The 17,940-nt window shown below is 34.9% G+C and carries 20 protein-coding genes; 2 read left to right on the top strand and 18 right to left on the bottom strand.

All coding sequences use genetic code 11. The features are described 5' to 3' along the window. Nucleotides 1–86: 86 nt before the first annotated feature. The 3 genes from O3617_RS02175 to O3617_RS02165 form a co-directional block, all read right to left on the bottom strand. Nucleotides 87–920, bottom strand: coding sequence for an Mrp/NBP35 family ATP-binding protein (locus O3617_RS02175; protein WP_009660951.1), 834 nt, complete (start codon nt 918–920; stop codon nt 87–89). A 190-nt stretch (nt 921–1,110) separates the two neighbouring features. Continuing rightward, entirely contained in the window at nt 1,111–2,304 is a 1,194-nt protein-coding gene (locus tag O3617_RS02170; protein ID WP_371448441.1) for a PLP-dependent aminotransferase family protein, read from the bottom strand. A gap of 43 nt (nt 2,305–2,347) precedes the next feature. After that, entirely contained in the window at nt 2,348–3,085 is a 738-nt protein-coding gene (locus O3617_RS02165) for a TVP38/TMEM64 family protein (RefSeq protein ID WP_005380858.1), read from the bottom strand. Nucleotides 3,086–3,256: 171 nt separating this feature from the next. Here O3617_RS02165 and O3617_RS02160 point away from each other — a divergent pair, with 171 nt between their 5' ends. Beyond that, nucleotides 3,257–3,649: a thioesterase family protein gene (locus O3617_RS02160; protein ID WP_371448440.1), complete on the top strand. Its 393-nt coding sequence runs from the start codon at nt 3,257–3,259 to the stop codon at nt 3,647–3,649. A gap of 103 nt (nt 3,650–3,752) precedes the next feature. Here the strand turns inward: O3617_RS02160 and O3617_RS02155 are convergent, their stop codons facing one another. Together O3617_RS02155 and O3617_RS02150 are read right to left on the bottom strand one after the other, a co-directional pair. Next, nucleotides 3,753–4,775 carry a branched-chain amino acid aminotransferase gene (locus tag O3617_RS02155; RefSeq protein ID WP_371448439.1) on the bottom strand — a complete coding sequence of 341 codons (1,023 nt, stop codon included), beginning with the start codon at nt 4,773–4,775 and terminating at the stop codon, nt 3,753–3,755. Nucleotides 4,776–4,818: 43 nt separating this feature from the next. Beyond that, nucleotides 4,819–6,024, bottom strand: coding sequence for a hypothetical protein (locus tag O3617_RS02150; RefSeq protein ID WP_371448438.1), 1,206 nt, complete (start codon nt 6,022–6,024; stop codon nt 4,819–4,821). A 159-nt stretch (nt 6,025–6,183) separates the two neighbouring features. On the opposite strand from O3617_RS02150, the gene O3617_RS02145 reads away from it, so the two are divergent. Next, complete coding sequence (locus O3617_RS02145; RefSeq protein WP_371448437.1) at nt 6,184–6,849, top strand: fumarylacetoacetate hydrolase family protein; 666 nt, start codon at nt 6,184–6,186, stop codon at nt 6,847–6,849. A 129-nt stretch (nt 6,850–6,978) separates the two neighbouring features. On the opposite strand, the gene O3617_RS02140 is transcribed toward O3617_RS02145, so the two are convergent. The 13 genes from O3617_RS02140 to O3617_RS02080 form a co-directional block, all read right to left on the bottom strand. Next, a complete protein-coding gene (locus tag O3617_RS02140; RefSeq protein WP_371448436.1) occupies nt 6,979–7,476 on the bottom strand; it encodes a methylated-DNA--[protein]-cysteine S-methyltransferase in 498 nt (165 codons plus the stop codon). A 167-nt stretch (nt 7,477–7,643) separates the two neighbouring features. Continuing rightward, nucleotides 7,644–8,411, bottom strand: a complete 768-nt coding sequence (locus O3617_RS02135) for an antibiotic biosynthesis monooxygenase (protein ID WP_371448435.1) — start codon at nt 8,409–8,411, stop codon at nt 7,644–7,646. A gap of 11 nt (nt 8,412–8,422) precedes the next feature. Then, entirely contained in the window at nt 8,423–9,763 is a 1,341-nt protein-coding gene (locus O3617_RS02130; RefSeq protein ID WP_371448434.1) for a radical SAM protein, read from the bottom strand. A 21-nt stretch (nt 9,764–9,784) separates the two neighbouring features. Further along, nucleotides 9,785–10,270, bottom strand: a complete 486-nt coding sequence (locus O3617_RS02125) for a prolyl-tRNA synthetase associated domain-containing protein (protein ID WP_371448432.1) — start codon at nt 10,268–10,270, stop codon at nt 9,785–9,787. A 59-nt stretch (nt 10,271–10,329) separates the two neighbouring features. Beyond that, nucleotides 10,330–11,352, bottom strand: coding sequence for a DMP19 family protein (locus O3617_RS02120; protein WP_371448430.1), 1,023 nt, complete (start codon nt 11,350–11,352; stop codon nt 10,330–10,332). A gap of 56 nt (nt 11,353–11,408) precedes the next feature. Further along, nucleotides 11,409–12,923: an SMI1/KNR4 family protein gene (locus O3617_RS02115; protein ID WP_371448429.1), complete on the bottom strand. Its 1,515-nt coding sequence runs from the start codon at nt 12,921–12,923 to the stop codon at nt 11,409–11,411. Between the two features lie 30 nt (nt 12,924–12,953). Next, a complete protein-coding gene (locus tag O3617_RS02110; RefSeq protein WP_371448428.1) occupies nt 12,954–13,424 on the bottom strand; it encodes a glycosyl transferase family 4 in 471 nt (156 codons plus the stop codon). A 50-nt stretch (nt 13,425–13,474) separates the two neighbouring features. Beyond that, a complete protein-coding gene (locus tag O3617_RS02105) occupies nt 13,475–13,834 on the bottom strand; it encodes a hypothetical protein (protein WP_371448427.1) in 360 nt (119 codons plus the stop codon). After that, complete coding sequence (locus O3617_RS02100) at nt 13,827–14,246, bottom strand: bacteriocin (protein ID WP_371448425.1); 420 nt, start codon at nt 14,244–14,246, stop codon at nt 13,827–13,829. Before O3617_RS02100 ends, O3617_RS02105 begins: the two co-directional genes overlap by 8 nt. Nucleotides 14,247–14,274: 28 nt before the next feature. Then, the gene (locus tag O3617_RS02095; RefSeq protein WP_371448424.1) at nt 14,275–15,336 is read right to left on the bottom strand and encodes an ankyrin repeat domain-containing protein; all 1,062 of its coding nucleotides are present in this window, start codon (nt 15,334–15,336) and stop codon (nt 14,275–14,277) included. Nucleotides 15,337–15,375: 39 nt separating this feature from the next. Further along, entirely contained in the window at nt 15,376–16,170 is a 795-nt protein-coding gene (locus O3617_RS02090; protein WP_371448422.1) for an ADP-ribosylglycohydrolase family protein, read from the bottom strand. 285 nt (nt 16,171–16,455) lie between these two features. Beyond that, nucleotides 16,456–16,644 carry a hypothetical protein gene (locus O3617_RS02085; protein ID WP_371448421.1) on the bottom strand — a complete coding sequence of 63 codons (189 nt, stop codon included), beginning with the start codon at nt 16,642–16,644 and terminating at the stop codon, nt 16,456–16,458. Further along, nucleotides 16,628–17,662 (bottom strand): hypothetical protein, encoded by a 1,035-nt coding sequence (locus O3617_RS02080; protein ID WP_371448420.1) that lies wholly within the window; start codon nt 17,660–17,662, stop codon nt 16,628–16,630. Before O3617_RS02080 ends, O3617_RS02085 begins: the two co-directional genes overlap by 17 nt. Nucleotides 17,663–17,940: the final 278 nt, after the last annotated feature.

The following is a 17,940-nucleotide window of genomic DNA, read 5'->3' as shown; positions in this document are numbered from 1 at the left end:
GACCTCCTACATAGGAAAAAATTAAACTTTATATGAAAAAAGCTGTACATCTAAAACTATGCACAGCTTTCATCGTCATATACATCCTATTCAGGCAAAGATACATCCTCTAAATTTGTTTTGTCGATAGACTCAATATCACCTTTATCGCATAAATTTGCAATATTTGGATCGATTGGTAAACGGCTCAACAATAATAGACCATATTTTTGAAGGATTTCTTCAATATGGCTTTCACCAAAGATTTGGTAATCCTTACCATTATCTGGACAATGGAAGTACGAATAGTTTTCTACTACACCGATGATAGGCACTTGCATTAAATCAGCCATTTTAACTGCTTTTTCAACAATCATAGATACCAAGTCTTGAGGAGATGTAACAATGATAATACCATCCAATTTCAAGGATTGATATACAGTAATTGCTACGTCACCTGTTCCTGGTGGCATATCAACGAATAAATAATCGATGTCTTTCCAAATAACATCACTGTAGAATTGTTTTACAACATTGCCTAGAATAGGACCACGCCACAATACAGGATCTGTATCATTTTCAAGCAACAAATTAACGGACATTACATCAATGCCATATTGCTTAGTTTTAACAGGATACATACCTACTTCGTCAGCGTAAGCTTTTTCTTTGATACCAAACATCTTAGGAATGGATGGACCAGTTATATCAGCATCTAGAATACCTACTTTATAACCTTTACGTGCCATCGTTAAGGCCATCAAGCTTGTAACGGAGGATTTACCTACGCCACCTTTACCGGATACAACACCGATAACATGTTTAACGGAACTCAATTCATGCAATGGAGCCGTCATATCTTGAGGCTGTTGTGCACCACCGCAACCTGCGGATTTGGATGGACAACTATTGCAATCACTACTGCTGCTACCGCAACCCATAGTAAACACCTACTTTCTTCGAGGACTTTCCTCAACAATATATAGTTAGAAAATTATTATCTCATTGTAAATATCGTTCATTGTGAAAGCTCTTTCTATAGCTAACACATCATATATTTACAGTGTTATTGTATCATGTCATTTCAATAATTTTCAATATAGATATATTCATTAAAATATCTAAAAGGAATTATTCACCACAATATTCCTTTGTAAGAGCACAGAGGATTTCCATCCCCTTTTCAATTTCCGGAATGGTTGGCACCGTATAGCTCAAACGGAATGCGTGACCATTTTGTACGCCATCAGCTGCAAAGGCACCACATTTAATGATGCCTACATTTTTATCCATGCACGCTTCAAAGAATTCATCACAATCAACAGTATCAGGCATTGTCATCCATGCAAACATACCACCTGTAGGTTGTGTCAAATGAACCTTGGAGCTTCCTTTTTCTTTAAATACACGCATCATAGCATCACATTTAGATTTATATACCTTCCGTACATTTTCTAAATGTGCATCATAATCGATGTGGTCTAGTACGTGTGCTACCACCTTTTGTGTAACTAGTGGCATTTGTCCAGCCGTATTATTTTTTAATGCTTGGATAGTGCCGATAACATCTTCTGGGCCCAACAAGAACCCTACGCGCAAGCCTGCCGATAATGTTTTAGAATAGGAGCCAGCATAGAGAACACGGTTTTCCGTATCAAAGGATTTAAAAGGCGGTACATGTTCACCAGCAAAACGGATTTCACCATATGGATCATCTTCATAAATGAATAAATCATATTTAGATGCAATAGCGTAAATTTCTTTACGACGCTCTAAAGGCATGGTAATACCAGTTGGATTTTGGAAATTTGGAATTAAATAGATATATTTTCCCTTACCAGATTGAGCTGCTTTTTCCAATTCACTTGGAATCATACCAAACTCATCAGTTTTGATACCGACTGCCTTAGCCCCCATATTGCGTACAGAATTGATAGCACTGGTGAAAGTATAATCATCCATGTACACTTCATCGCCAGGTTCACACACGGTAATTGGTACTAAGCCCAATAGTTGACCAGCCCCATTGGAAATGATTAGACCTTGGCCGTCTAAATTCATATGATGAACTCTCGATAAACGTTGTAAGGTCAATTCTGCTAATCGCGCATCTCCTTGCATCGGACCGTATTGTAATAAACCCATAGGATTATCATGAACGATGAAATCAAAGGCATCTTCGATGACTTTCACAGGAATTGCCTCTGGTGCTGGATTACCAATACCAAAACTGATAAATCCAGGTACACCAACACCACGTTCAAATACTTCGCGGATGAAATTAGGACCTTTTAATATGACACGTTCAGGAAGTGAAAAACTCATAGTATCGCCTCTTTTATTTTAACTACATAGAATTACATGTTTATTAAGCATTAGGATCATGTTCTCGTTCTGCATTACGCTTATTAATATAGCGTTTGTATACCTTCCATAAAATGAAATATACAATGGCTGCTACGACGACAATAATACCTAGACGCCCCATATTTTCTTGAAAATTTACAATATCTGTGCCAATAGCAACTTCAAGAGCTGTAGACGGGAATTTACCAATTAAATTAGCCAAGATATAGTCACGCGGTTTAATCTTACTGATAGCCCCTAGTGCAGTGATGACACCAGATGGAAAATAAGGTAATGATCTAGCAAACAACATAACTACAAAACCATTGTTACCGGAGAAATCGTCAACCTTCATCAATGTGGTACTCTTAGAAATTAGCTTATCCGCCGCATCTCGTAAGAAATAACGCATAATGTAAAAGCTGATAACTACCCCAATGGTTTCAGCGAGCCATGAAATAATGATGCCTGGCCACATGCCAAACACGAGACCATTCGCTGTGGAAATAAAGATAGATGGCAAAAAGCCTACGGCATTGACAAAAATATCAAGGAGCATACTCACCACCATGGCCATAGGGCCATAGCCTTGAATATACTCAGCAATTTCCTCCATAGAACCACTCGTAGCTAGATGCCACATAGTTGGGTAAAATGTAGGATCTACAATATTAATGATGATAAGTAACACGACAAATAATACGCCCGCTATTACCTGCACCAAGCCTTCACCAGAAGGCGAAAATTTTCGTTCTTTCATAGTTACCTCGTTTAATAAAACTAGTACTATTATAGCACGGATTCTATAGAGTCTGTATAATTAAGTCTATTTTAGGAAATAATAAATTTTATCATTACAAAATTAGCATATATACTCATAAGAGTTGTATAATACAAATATATTGTAATTCATAATGAAAGAAGGTTTACTATGATACAAGTTGGTCAATCTGCGACAGCAACTGTTACAGTTACAGAATCTAATATTGCTAAAACAATGAAGTCTGGCTCTCTTGAAGTATTTGCTACTCCTGCTATGTGTGCACTTATGGAAGAAGCTGCACAAGCAGCGGTGCAACCAGAATTAAATGACGGTGAAGGCACGGTAGGCATCTCCCTATCGATTAGCCATGATGCGCCTTCCCCAATGGGTGCTACCATTACGGCTACGGCTACAGTAACAGCTGTGGAAGGTCGTAAAATCTCCTTTGCCATCGAAGCATCCGATGGTGTTGGTGTCATTGGTAAAGGTACACATGAACGCTTCGTCATTAACAACGAAAAATTTATGTCTAAGGTCGGGGCACGAAAAGCATCAAACTAAGTCGACTAAACTAATTAAATACATTTTGAAACGCAAACATCCTCCACAATCGTCTGATTATGGAGGATGTTCTCATATTATATTCTTTTATATGACTAAAAGATTAGCAAATCTTAACTACCCAGCCTTCTGGAGCTTCGATTTCGCCATGTTGGATACCAAGTAATGTATCATATAATTTTTTAGTTACAGGGCCCATATCATCCATGCCAGCTGGTACATTAATAGTGCCTTCTGGAGTATCGATTTGACCTACTGGAGAAATAACCGCTGCTGTACCACAAAGACCGATTTCTGCAAAATCTTTTAATTCATCTTTATGAACAGGGCGATGTTCTACTTTCATACCAAGATAATGTTCTGCCACATACATCAAGGAACGACGTGTAATGGATGGCAAGATGCTATCAGATTTAGGTGTTACTAATGCGCCATCTTTAGAAATGAAGATAAAGTTTGCGCCACCAGTTTCTTCTACATGAGTACGTGTAGCCGCATCAAGGTACATATTTTCAGCATAGCCTTTTGCATGTGCATCAGTAATAGCATATAAGCTCATAGCATAGTTAAGACCAGCTTTGATATGACCAGTACCATGAGGAGCTGCACGGTCAAAATCAGTAATGCGGATTTTGATTGGTTTTGCGCCACCTTTAAAGTAAGGACCTACTGGTGTAGTAAATACGCGGAATTGATATTCATCAGCTGGTTTTACACCGATAACGGAGTTAGTACCCATCATGTAAGGACGAATATAAAGGCTTGCACCATGACCATAAGGAGGTACAAAATCTTTATTAGATTTTACTACTTCTTTAACAGCTTCAAGGAAACGACCTTCAGGTAATGTAGGCATTACGAGGCGTTCACAAGATTGATTTAAACGTTCAGCGTTTAGATCAGGACGGAAACATACGATGTGACCATCTTTAGTATAGTATGCTTTCAAACCTTCGAATACAGTTTGTGCATATTGGAATACACCTGCACATTCATTAAGGACAACGTTAGCATCTGTAATTAAACCGCCTTCATCCCATTTACCATCTTTATATGTAGTCAAATAACGATAATCGGTTTCTACATAACCAAAACCGAGATTATCCCAATCAATATTCTTACTCATAACAATGACCTCCATGCATATTAATATACTAATAATCTTAACACTATGAGCAAGTTATTTCAACACATTCTATAGAGGTCGGAAGTTTATCTATAATAAACTTAGTACTATTTAAATCATACGGTACATCATAACGCGTATGATATGAAATAGATTCTACGCGTCCAGTACGAACCATATTATCTAGTCCAAAAGGAACTTTTACAATATCCCCTTCATATATATCGTTTCTATCTGTACGATAATAAAACTCTTGGCCAACCTTAAAAATATATACAGAACAATACGTATATACATTCCTATCAGATGTATGATTGGATTGTAAAAACTCTTGTAAAGATTTGTCTCTTGTATGAGCACGTATAAAACTAATTAGATTTTTATACCAAGCGGGCACATACTGATTAATTATATTTCCTATAAACAATGTATCCTCTTTATGGGACCATTTAATTCGTACTGTCACGATACCACCTCGAGCAGGGTCTCGATCAAGGTCATGACTTTCAGTGAAACTAAAGGTATTTAGATTATACAATGTATCACTAAGGTGAAAATCAATATCTTGTTTCAACTGATGAATCATCTGTGCATCTATATACTCGTTATGACTATGACTAGTGTGTCCATGTTGCTTACTATTACAATCAATGGAAATAGACGGATGAGTCCAATTAAAACTCAATGTATTTACATCACCATATTCTTGGTATATATTTTTTTGCACTTCAATATGAATCTCCTGTATTCGATCTTTTTCCCGATTTCCATCAAACAAAAGTAATGTAGGTGTACCTAAAATTTGTCTAAACAGTATAGACATGGCCCGCATGTCATTATCAAAAGGGAATTCATATGTGAACTCTTGCCCCTTAGTATTGACGAGCTGCACTTGAACAGCACACTCATCCTCATCATATAGGACAATATCATCAGAAAATCTATACCTCATAAGCTCTAATAGATGTTGTTTTTGAGATTCTTCAATTGAGTACTCCGTAGTAGTGAAGGATTCTATTTTACCCTCTATAGGTTTAGAGATATGCTCCCATTTAATGCCATAGGTAACACTAATGGTTTCCTTAATAGAAATATGTTGTATCTCTTCAATAAAGTAATCTTTATGATTTAATTTCACTTCCTTTGGAACGCTATCTGGTAAATCACCATACCAACTACCAGTACTTATAATGTCACAATACGCTACTGAGCCTATAAATTTATCTGTCACATTTCTATGCATATACATAGGAACTCCTCCTTTTATTACTTTTTAAAAGTATATCAAATAGGATGTGACAAAAATACCTCTATATAATTATTTCGTCAAAATTATTCTTTACATACCAATTTATATTATAATTAGTTTAAAGATAAATAGATTCCAGCTCTTAAGGAGGTATTTCTTATGAAAGCAACTACTAAATATGAACTAATCTCTAATCCTAAAAATATCATCTGTATAGGCCTTAATTATGCGGACCATATTGCTGAAACCAGTCTTGCTACACATGATTTTCCAGAAATCTTTATGAAAACATCTAATGCATTAGCCTCAAATCAAGATACAGTTCTTATTCAAGACGAAAACCTTCATTATGATTACGAAGGAGAGCTCGTCATCGTTATTGGTAAAGCGGGTAAAAATATATCTCGCGACCAAGCCAAAGAACATATCTTAGGCTATACCATAGGTAATGACGTATCAGCTCGCGCTTTACAATTTAGAGGCTCTCAATGGATTCTTGGCAAATCGCTAGATAACTTTGCTCCTATTGGCCCTATTATCGTATCACCTGACGAATTTGATTTCGACAATGCTACCATTACAACGACAGTCAATGGAGAGGTTCGTCAACAAGCCCAATTACAACAAATGCTGTTTAAGCCAGACGCGATTATCGAATTTGTATCCCAGTATATTACACTACAAGAAGGTGACATCATCTTTACTGGTACACCTAGTGGCGTTGTACTCGGTAAAAATGAATCTAAATATGATTGGCTAAAATCAGGTGATACGGTGTCTATTACAATTAGTGGTATCGGCACCTTAGTAAATCAATTTAAATAATACCCTGAACAAATAAATAACCTATATATACCAAAAGAGATTACCTATGATATGTCTATCCATCATGAGTAATCTCTTTCTTCTTTTTTTATAAATCTATTTAAATATGATTTTACAATCTAATATGTACTATTTATGATCCGCCTCTAGATTAAGCATGTATTTCTTGCGTTCAATACCGCCCGCATATCCTGTTAATTTACCATTACTACCAATAACGCGATGACACGGAACAATAATAGATATAGGATTATGACCTACAGCACCTCCTACGGCTTGAGCAGAAAATGTTTCTTTGCCTTGTTTTTCAGCAACCTGCTTACCTATTTCACCATAAGTTATGGTTTTACCATAAGGGATGGTTTGTAATATAGACCATACAGATTTACGAAATTCTGTTCCTTCAAGTTGTATTGGTGGTGTAATAAACGGTTTTTGTCCTTTAAAATATTGATCTAGCCACATAATGGTCACTTCAAAAGGGCCTGTTTTTTGTTCAATATACTCCGCATCATCATAACTAGGTGCATGCGCTTCATCAACGAAAAATAAATCTGTTAAATACGTTAATGTACCAAGCATTATCATCGTTCCTAACGGACTTTCATAGGTGTATTTATAATTCATAGTACATTAACTCCTTCTTAAGCTAACAAATCATTCAAAACTTTTTTAATATCATCATTAAATGATACAGTATTTTTATGAATTTCAAAAGAGGCTATTACACCCAAAAACTGCTAGCACATAATTATATGCTAGCAGTAACTTTACTGGTTATAGTATATCAAGGACTATGGTCTTACAAAATCTTGACCACCATGATTTACTAGAATGTCTCCTTGCAATACTTTTGTACTTACACCTTGTAAACTACCTTGAATTTGGCTCATCATAAAACGATAGCCTGGACTATTTACATGATTATTAAAAGCTGATTCATCACTATAGATTTGAATTACATACCAGTGAGTTTTATTGTTTCTTTCACGCAATACGTAACCCGCCATATAACCCGCATCATCACGAACGGCACGGTCAATATCTAATTGATATTGTTTTTGTACTGTATCAACTTCATTACCGTCTACAGTAAATTCCGTTAAGGTCACAACAGATTGACCATCATTAATCAAAGATAAAGCATCCGGTTTTTCAATCAATAACAAAGGCTGTACATCATATAACTTACGATTTGTCAGTTTAGAACCTACTTCATTAATATAGTTTTGGAAATGTTCAGATTTGCGGTGTGTTTCTAAGGCAGCCGTATCTTTATAGATCTCCACTCCATATGATTCAGATGGATTACCTTTTACATGAGCCACATTCATAGATAATGTATTAGGCTCATTAGCCATAGAGGCTGTTAAATTCTGAACACCTGCAGTATTATACACACCTTGTAATTCAGCTGGTACTTGGAAACGATACAAACCTACAATAGGGGCTGTATCCACTTGTTCTTGTTTATCAAATGTGAATGCTGCAAACGATGTGCTAACGCCTAATATGGCAATAGCAGAAGTTAGCAAAATTCGTTTTATAATTCTCTTATTCATTACTGATTCCTTTACATATATCTTGATAATTTTTCAGCCCATAATCCAATACGTTTATAAGTTAAAAGTTCACATACTTTTGATGTAAAATGGCCAAATCTACGATAAAAGAAATTAAAGGTTAAATAGGCTGGTATCGTTCCAATTGTCTTAGGCATACGACGAAATATATTTCTTATGGAATATAACTCTTGATATATCCACAAATATCCTTCTTCTAATTCCTCTTTAGACATACCAAGCGGCGTCACAACCACATGAGACGTATTATATCTAGATAAGTCATGATCAAAAATTCTATTTTGTTCTTCCATTCTTTTGTAGAATTCAGTCCCAGGATACGGTGTAACAATATGTGATGTAATGGTATCAATTTTCTGGCTAATAATCCAATCTAATGTATTTTTAAATGTCTCTGGCGTGTCTCCATCTAGACCAAATACAAAGCTAGCATTGACCATAATGCCACGCTTATGTAATTCGCTAATAAGTCTTTCAAACTCTTCACGATTGTTTTGCATTTTATGAACACTAGATAAAGACTGAGGACTGATACTTTCAAAACCAATAAATAAACTCTGACAACCAGTTTCTTTCATCAAATCCATTAATTCAGGGTATTGTCCTATTTTCATAGTAACCGCTGCATTCCAGTTTAATTTTAAAGGTTTAATACGCTCTAAAAACTGTTTAGTCCAAGAAATATTACCAATAAAATTATCATCAATAAACATAATATGCTTTGTGCCTAAACGTTTAATATCTGCTAACACATCATCTATATTACGATTTATATATTGATGAGTTCCAGAACTATTATAGCAAAAATCGCATTTATGAGGGCAACTGCGACTTGTAGAAACAACGTTATACCATAAATAATCGGTCTTATCTATCATGTCATATGCAGGCGCTACAATATCATCCCCAGAAGTTAAAGGCTTAGATACATATTCAGATTGTAATCTATTATGTTTCATGTCCTCTATAATTTGAGGCCATGTATTTTCTGCAAAACCAATACATAAGCTATCAAACGAATCCTTAGGTACAGAACTAGATGCAGTTGTGATATGTATGCCACCAGCAATAACCTTAACACCTTTTTGTCTATATATAGATGCAATTTCAATAGCTCTAGGTAAAACATCTACAGTAACTGCTATGCCTACCAAGTCAGGCACATCATCAAAATCAATGGGTCTAATATTTTCATTTTCAATTGTAACGTCACAATCATGCCGAATAATATTAGCCACAGTCAATAATCCTAAATGAGGGGACATGCGTATTTTTAAATCTGTATCCATAGGACGTTTTAACATACGCGGTTGAATCAATTTAACTTTCATGTAAAACCTCTTATGTTACATCTATATTGTTATATATTCTATTGTTGTACCATGCTCCTCTATAAGTTTAACAAGATCTTTCCCTTGTAACCACACGGTCGCATCATTTTGGTTAGGATGTATGCCAATTAAATTATCCTTATAATCCGCATCAATATAATAATAAACCTTGTGCTCTTCATCATGAAGTAAGCAAAATGGAGATACGTGCCCTGGTTTTATCTTTAAAATATCCCATAACTCTTCTTCGGAACCAAAGGAAATCTTTTTAAGCTTATGGTCCTTACGGAATTGTTTTAAATCCACACGCTTAGAACCGCGTACGGTAATTAAATAGTAGTGCTCCCGCTTATGGTCTCGGATAAATAAATTCTTCGCATCCCATTCTGGATATGGCAGTTCTACATCTGGTTTATCATCCATACTAAATAACGGTGCGTGATCCGTAATTTCAAAATCGATATGATGGTCACGCAAACAATCATATACGCCTTGTTTATCTAACATGTAATACCTCTAACATATAATGTGAGTGAAAGTAGCACATATATGCTATATCACTACATTTATTCTGGAACTTTATAGGTCCCATCAAATACAAATAATTCAGGATGTTCATGTACGAATGTGTCTTCATAGATTCCATCATATTCATACACTACATCATCTTTTTTATCGAGGAAATCGAACAACTCTTCCTCATTGTCCCAATCTTTCAAAATGGTCCATCGTTCTTCCCTATCAAATGGAACTGAGCCACCAAAGTAATCGATGACGGATTGTAAATTGTCTGCTAGTTCATCCATCTTAAAGAGACGTAAACCGGCTAGAGCATCTTCCCATACAATACCGGTAGAGTTATAGAAAAACTGATGATGACCACCATTATTAACTTCTACGAAATACCAAGATATAGCATTAAGATAGCGTTGCTCTAAGGTGAAAGGTTTTGCGGATTCTATATAATCATCATATGAGCCATATATATTAATAGTCCAATACATGGGTTCATTAATGGTCCACACATCGTCTGTAGCCATGATTTCCTCAACCGTAATGGTGCGATGACGAGGTACACCTTTACGTTTCTTCTTTTTCTTTGCTACATATTCATTATAAGCAGAACACAATTCAGGATAATCGGCTTCACATCTTTCAAAATCCATTTGCGAATAGCACATATCAATGACTTCAAAACAGTACGATTTTATATCATCTAGTTTCGCTTCCGTAGCTAAACGTACACCTTGATCTACTAATCTTAGCATCTGTTGCATAGTATCCGATGTGTATGATTCATTATTATCTAAGACAATAGCTCCATACGCATAGGCACAGCGATAATACCACACCGCATCACGATACGCTTCATCAATAGATTCTAATACCTTAACTGCCTCTTTTTCATTGCTATTATTGTTATAAGCTCGACCAAGCTCACCTAATAGAGGTACAGATAAATTTTCCATGCCCACACCAGTTAATACATCAATAATAATTTCTACTTTTCCCGTATCATTAAGCTCTTTAATGGTTTGTAATTGCTCCTCATTAGAAAGTACTTTAAATTGTTCAACCGTTAATGCCATTATGTCACATCCTGTCACATTATAAATATATTATTATAATTAACATTGTCTAGAAGCTAGCTACCACAAATAATATAGAATACTGGTATACCGTCTTCGTTATCTATGAGACCATACCCTTCACATTCATGGCCTTCGTATTCAATACCTTCAAAAAATACGTGATCGCCTAATTCTTTATTGGCCATCAAATTGTGCAATTTAAAGAGCAATTCTTCTCTTGTAAAATATGTACCATTATCCGCCACAAGATGAGCCATGATTTCTACTTGCCACATACCATCTTCTTTATCTTCTTCGTGTAACTCCTCATCGGTTACACGTTCATTATCAAAGAGTTGGTCTTTACTTTCAATCCAAGCTTCATAGGTTACTAGAATTTCTGGTTCTTCTAATCTATCGTCGTCATCTTCTTGATCATCATCTACATAGTTCTTTACATTTTCATTGTATTCTTTGGAAAACTCTTCTTTGCTATATGTTTGCTTATTAAATACCCAATGAACTACATCATATGTAGGATAGTTATCTTCTTCGCATTCATTAACATCTTCAATATCTTTACCTTCTGTAGCATCTTTGCTATTTTTCTTATCAAACACAGTCTTAATAGTTTCATATACCAAAGGATAATCCACCTTGTACTCTTTTGGCTTAATTTTAGATAGGTGATATTTTACCACTTCACAGCACCAAACAAGCTGTTTATCTAAGTGAGCTTCTTTCGTCACTTTTATGCCCGTCTCTATTAACTGTAATGCTTTCTGCACATGTTCAGATTCGTAGCTTTCACCAATAGCTAACATCCCATGAGCATAACCACAACGATAGTACCAAGACCAATCACGATGTGCCTCATCGATTCGTTCAAACAACTCGATAGCCTCTGACGCACGGCCATTATTGTTATACATACGTCCTAAGGCGCTTAATAGTATAGGGGACAAATTATCGATGCCTATATTCGTCAATAGCTCCATCGCACGCTTAATATCGATGCCCTCTTGTTCATTAAGGAGCTTAACCTTTTCCGTATCACTTAATTCTTGAAACTCTTCATCTGTAATTTCTTCTATATTGAAATATAAGTTCTTAATAAATTCACCAAAGTTATCTGCTAAAGGAGTAATTGAATAATCACATTCTTGATCTACACGTACCACCTTAGGCTCACCGGTAGGACCGCACTCACGATAATCGAGGAAAATCATGTCGTGACCACCGGAAATTGTATCGGCTACAACGATACCGATAGGGGGATATTTTACTTTTGAAATCCAAAATTCATTCCCCATCTCACCTAAAAGAGAGTATTTTTTATCTCTATCGATGCCATATATTCCTGTTATATATACACAATCATCATCATCGTTAATAAAACAATTCTTATTTACTACACCACCATTATGGTTTTTAAGTAGCTCTATATATGCTGTAGGCAATGTATATCCTAATGCAGCTTCAGCAGCCTTAATATCCTCATCGGTAACATCTCTGCCGATATAGGACTCGAATGCATAGTCAACATCGTTCCAAAATCCGGTCCAATTAAAGTCTTTTAGTTCACTCATAATACTCTCTCCTAGCCAAATAGATATAATCTAATTATATTTTTTGTCATCAATGGAATATTTTTTAATTAAAGCTTTCACCTCACGCCGTATCAAAATGGTATCTATAATATAGGAAAAAATGATATAAGGAGATGCATTTATAATCGCTATAGGCGCTAATATAATTGCTACCCATAATAGATCTAAAGGATATGCATACCACTTAATATCTATGGTATTTAAAATCGGTATAACATAGTCTATAACGCTTAATTCCCATTGCATTAACGGGTTTAGGTCCTCACTTGTTCCTACTAACCAAGCGAAGATGACCCCAAAAAGCAAAAAATATAATATACCAACGGGAATTAATATCTTCGCTCGCCTTTTTAATAGATTACGACAAATCTCATCTTCTTCCTCTGGTGTTACATCATATACCATATTACATTGAATCTGTATTCGTCTAAATCGATAGCGAATATACTTATACAAAATGTTATTCGGTGTGTATAGCATAATAGACTCCGCATGTAAGAGACTCAATAACTAAAATATATAAGAATATATCATCCATCTATAGCAAAATAATGCAAATCTGTAAATTCATCATCCCAAAACGTAAAGGAAAAGATGTGTGTATCATCAAAGGATTGCTCACAATAGGTTACAGCATCTCGCTCTGGTTCAATAATAGGCATACCTATCCGTGTTTTCACCTCATCAATAGTGACATCTCCATAATAATCTCGTATTTCGTTATAAATGAAAGTAACAATGGAATCTATATTCTTATGATAATTAGTAGCTAATAATTTAGCAGTATCTACATTTGCTTCTGTTGGAATCTCATCCCAACAAAATTGTATTCCTTCATAGGTCAATGTATATTGCCTTAACTGTTCATCATATATTACACCATTAGTCATTGTCACAATCCTTTATATAGCTTTCCATTTTTGGTCTTAAATCTAGCACGATGTCCCATTCATCTATTGCTGGCACCTTATGATGTGCAATAAAGTCTTCTATAATCTGGAATGCTTCTTGATGTCCTAGCTCATTTTTACCGTATATGATGGCACCTTCTTCGCCTATAGCAGTAACACTAATTTCTATATGGAGTAATTCTGTGTGCTGATCACTACAAACTTGTACGAAGTTATATAGCTTATTACCTACTGAAATAGCCTTCGATGGTGAAATAATTAGAAAATCTATATCATTATCTTGAATAGAATATAAGTTTTGCTCTACTTCTTTGAGGGTTATACCTTCATATTTGTACTCACCCACATCGATTGACCAATCCGTATATGTTTTCTCAAAGGTATCTGTCATATGTATCGCCTCTCTTTTACGATATACATTAAAATAAGGTTTCTAATTGACATGCCATATCTGCTATAAACTCATCGAATTTACAAAGTTCTCTTAATTCTTGATGCTCGGTATCATAACAGCCAATCTTTTTAGACTTAGGGTCCCACACAATTTGCCAATCGTTATACTCGCCTAGTTCTTTAGATAAACGTAATAGCTTACGACGGCCCCATTTAAATGGAATTATATCAAATAATGGTAAGAACTCTATAGAGATAAAATCTGAGTCTGGCAATTCAAAGTAAAGATTATCTCCCTCTAAAAAGGATACCAATGCTTTTGGTAGTTTAAATGGTTTTAATTGATCCATTTTATTTTGTTTATCATGGTACTCAGCAGGCTCTAAATTCTTAAAATACTCGGCCATTTCCATATCGCCCTTTTCAATAGCAATGCTATAGGGACGCATTCCATCCTTTTCCGTGATGGTCACATCGGCACCATGTTCTACTAAGTATTTACACATCTGTAAATCCACATACCGGGCTGCTACGCACAATGGCGTTGGCTTAAAAGGATATACAGAATCGGGCTTATTATAATTAATATCTACACCATTATGTATAAAGAAATCTAGGACCTCATAATTTTTGTCTGTAATGGCATTTCTGAAAGCTTTACTGCCATATTTCTGTACTGTATGTCCTAAGTCATGAATCAGTTGTAAGTTCTCATATTTTTTCCCATAAATAGCAGCTTGAAAAGCATCTACCTCCACAGAGTTCAAAGCGTGAATATTAGCCCCTTGCGCCACAACATAGTCAATTAACTCATTATTTCCATAACGTACAGCCAACAAGAAACTTGGATTTTCTTCATCATTTAGATTTGCTCCATGTTCGACCAACCATTGTACACTTGGCAAACATTCCATCACTAACGCTAATTGTAGAGGTGAATACTCACTATATTTACCAATTTGTATCGATTTATGAATATTCCAACCACTTTTTAACGCGCTTTCAAGAGCGGTAATATTTCCATTTATAATATGTGTCACTAACTCTGGCACAGATTCAAAACTGCCTAAATCTTTAAGATGTATCATGTATCTCTCCCTTATAATACGACCTTATTAACCAATAAGTTATAGATTGGACATAAATTGTTCTTCAAAGGACGTCAATATGCCTAGCAGTTTAGTATCTAAAAATGATACAGCCTGTTTTCTAATATCCGTTGGAATACCATAATATGCCTGTGCCACACCCCCACAAATTGCAGCAACAGTATCGCTGTCACCACCTATTGAGATGGCATTGCGAATAGCATCTTCAAAATCAGTGGATTCAAAGAAGGCTTGCAATGCTTGTGGGACTGTTCCTTGGCAGCTTTCATTAAACCTATACGTGTCTCTGATTTCATCCAATGTGAAATCCATGGTGTAATAATGCTGATTAATATAATCTCTGATTTCTTGTATATCTTTACCAGTTTTAGCTAAGTACACGGCAACTGCTGTCGCCTCCGCCCCCTTCATACCTTCAGGATGGTTATGAGTCACTTCTGTAACTAATTTAGAAAGAAGCTTTGCTTCGTCCAAACTATGTGCAGCAAATCCCGCAGCACTAATTCTCATAGCTGAGCCATTACCATAACTATTATATGGCTTTGGATTCTCTGCAAAAATCCATCTATAGAACCGATCGCCATATCCATAACCTGGATAGCATCTCCCAATCGTCTGCATACATTCCACTGCATTTTTTGAAAGATTTCTGTAATCTGGTTGGCTCATAAGAATGGCCTTTGCTACAGCAAGTGTCATGATACTATCATCAGTTAACACACATTGATCTGTAAAGAAATCAAAGTCCTTCCGTCTAATATTATTAAATTCGAATCGTGAACCAACGATATCACCAATAATTGCTCCTAACATTGTAATCCCTCCCTGGATTTCTTAAATTTATTATTTAGCTAATTTTTATCATATTAACTACATACATAAATGTTCCGCCAATACTATCTATTTAGTTTAATTATATTACATTTATAAGTATGAGTGTATAGTAAAACCCCTCGCATTGTAGCGAAGGGTTTTACTATTAATTATATGAATTATATGAGAATTTGAATTACAGATTACTACATTAAGTCTTTCCTATCTAAGTTAATTAAACAATAAATATAGAATTATTTAATTACATATTGCGATTTAAACCAATTATTTTTTAATTATAAAGAATAAACCTACAACTCCTACAACTGCTGCTCCACAAGTCTTAGCTATATTAATTCCGCTTTCAAGAAATTCATTTCGACATGATTCACATTTCTCGTATTTATACCCAACAGGTAATTCTTTTTTACAACCTTTTCCTTTACAAATTCGCTTTTCATTTTCGTTTATCATTTTTCTTTTGTCTCCCTTTAATCTTTTTAATTTCTAACATACTAACCCCATATGGAAGTTTTTGGATTTTTTCTTCGATAACTGGTAATGATTTGGTCCAATAATTTTCAGTGCTTGGATCAACCATATCTAATCTATCTAACAAGTCTGGATTTGAGGTATAAGTATCTTTAATAAATTCAGCATAATAAGTCAGACTCATCCTAGCGGCCTCATATTCACCAAGGTTTTGATAAGCCATAGCTTGTACAAATGAAACCATATTTACTGCTTTAAGGCTTTCTCTAATAGCATTTATCCTCTCATTATTTTCTTCTGTTGATATAGATGAAAATAATTTTTCAAAGAAGCTTTCAGGTTGTTTTTTTATAAACTCTATATTTGATTTTTGACTAAGCATTAAAAGATTTCTACTATCCTCAGCAGAAGATATCAATTGCATTAAAGCATGTTCTTTTAAACTTGGATTATTTATTTCCATTGCTTGAATCAATTTTTGTTGACAACTATAAGCTATAGCTAAACGATCAAACTCCTGACCACGACGCACTTCTTCAATAGCACGCTGTACTACTTGAATTTGCTGTGCTATTTGAGCCATTTGCATTTGCATTGAAAAATTTGTCATAGCTTGAGCTATTTCAGGCCCAACTTTTACAGACTCTAAGGGAATCTTACTAACAACTTTCTTCGTTTTAGGATCAATAAGAGTCGCCAAAAGAGTACCATCTTTCTTAGTCATTAGTTCAAGCACACCTTGGGCTATTTTTTCTTTCTGTTCATTAGTAAGAACAGCCTGTATCATTGTATCCGGAAAAGCGGACTTAACAGCATTAATTAAAGATGGAGTAGTATATAATAAACTCTCAATTTTAGAAAATAAATTCTTAGCCTCATTTAATAGTGGATTGGCAACTTTAGGAAGTTCATTAAAATGTTCCGATAAGTCTGATTCATATTCATCTAAAGTTTCAACCTCAATTGCTTCTGGTGGAATAACTATAGTTTCTGATTCCATATAACACCCGCTTAAATTATTTTTACATCACAAAGTAAAATATAATCCCCAAACAAAATATATAATCGATAAATTATTTATTATTATATAATAGTTATTTGTTTATTACTATATATAATTGATCTTATTATCCTTCTATCTTCTTTAGATGAATTCCATTCTCCAGCAACTATAATAAGTTTATCTTTATTTTCATATACCATCTTTCTCATGGTTCTATATGGGGTTATATCAGGAATAGATAATATAAAATGATAATTAGGATTCGATACAAAAAT

Origin of the sequence: Veillonella sp. 27098_8_77, assembly GCF_041431535.1 — a bacterium.
Lineage (GTDB): Bacteria > Bacillota > Negativicutes > Veillonellales > Veillonellaceae > Veillonella.
This window is presented reverse-complemented; position numbering and strand designations above follow the sequence as displayed.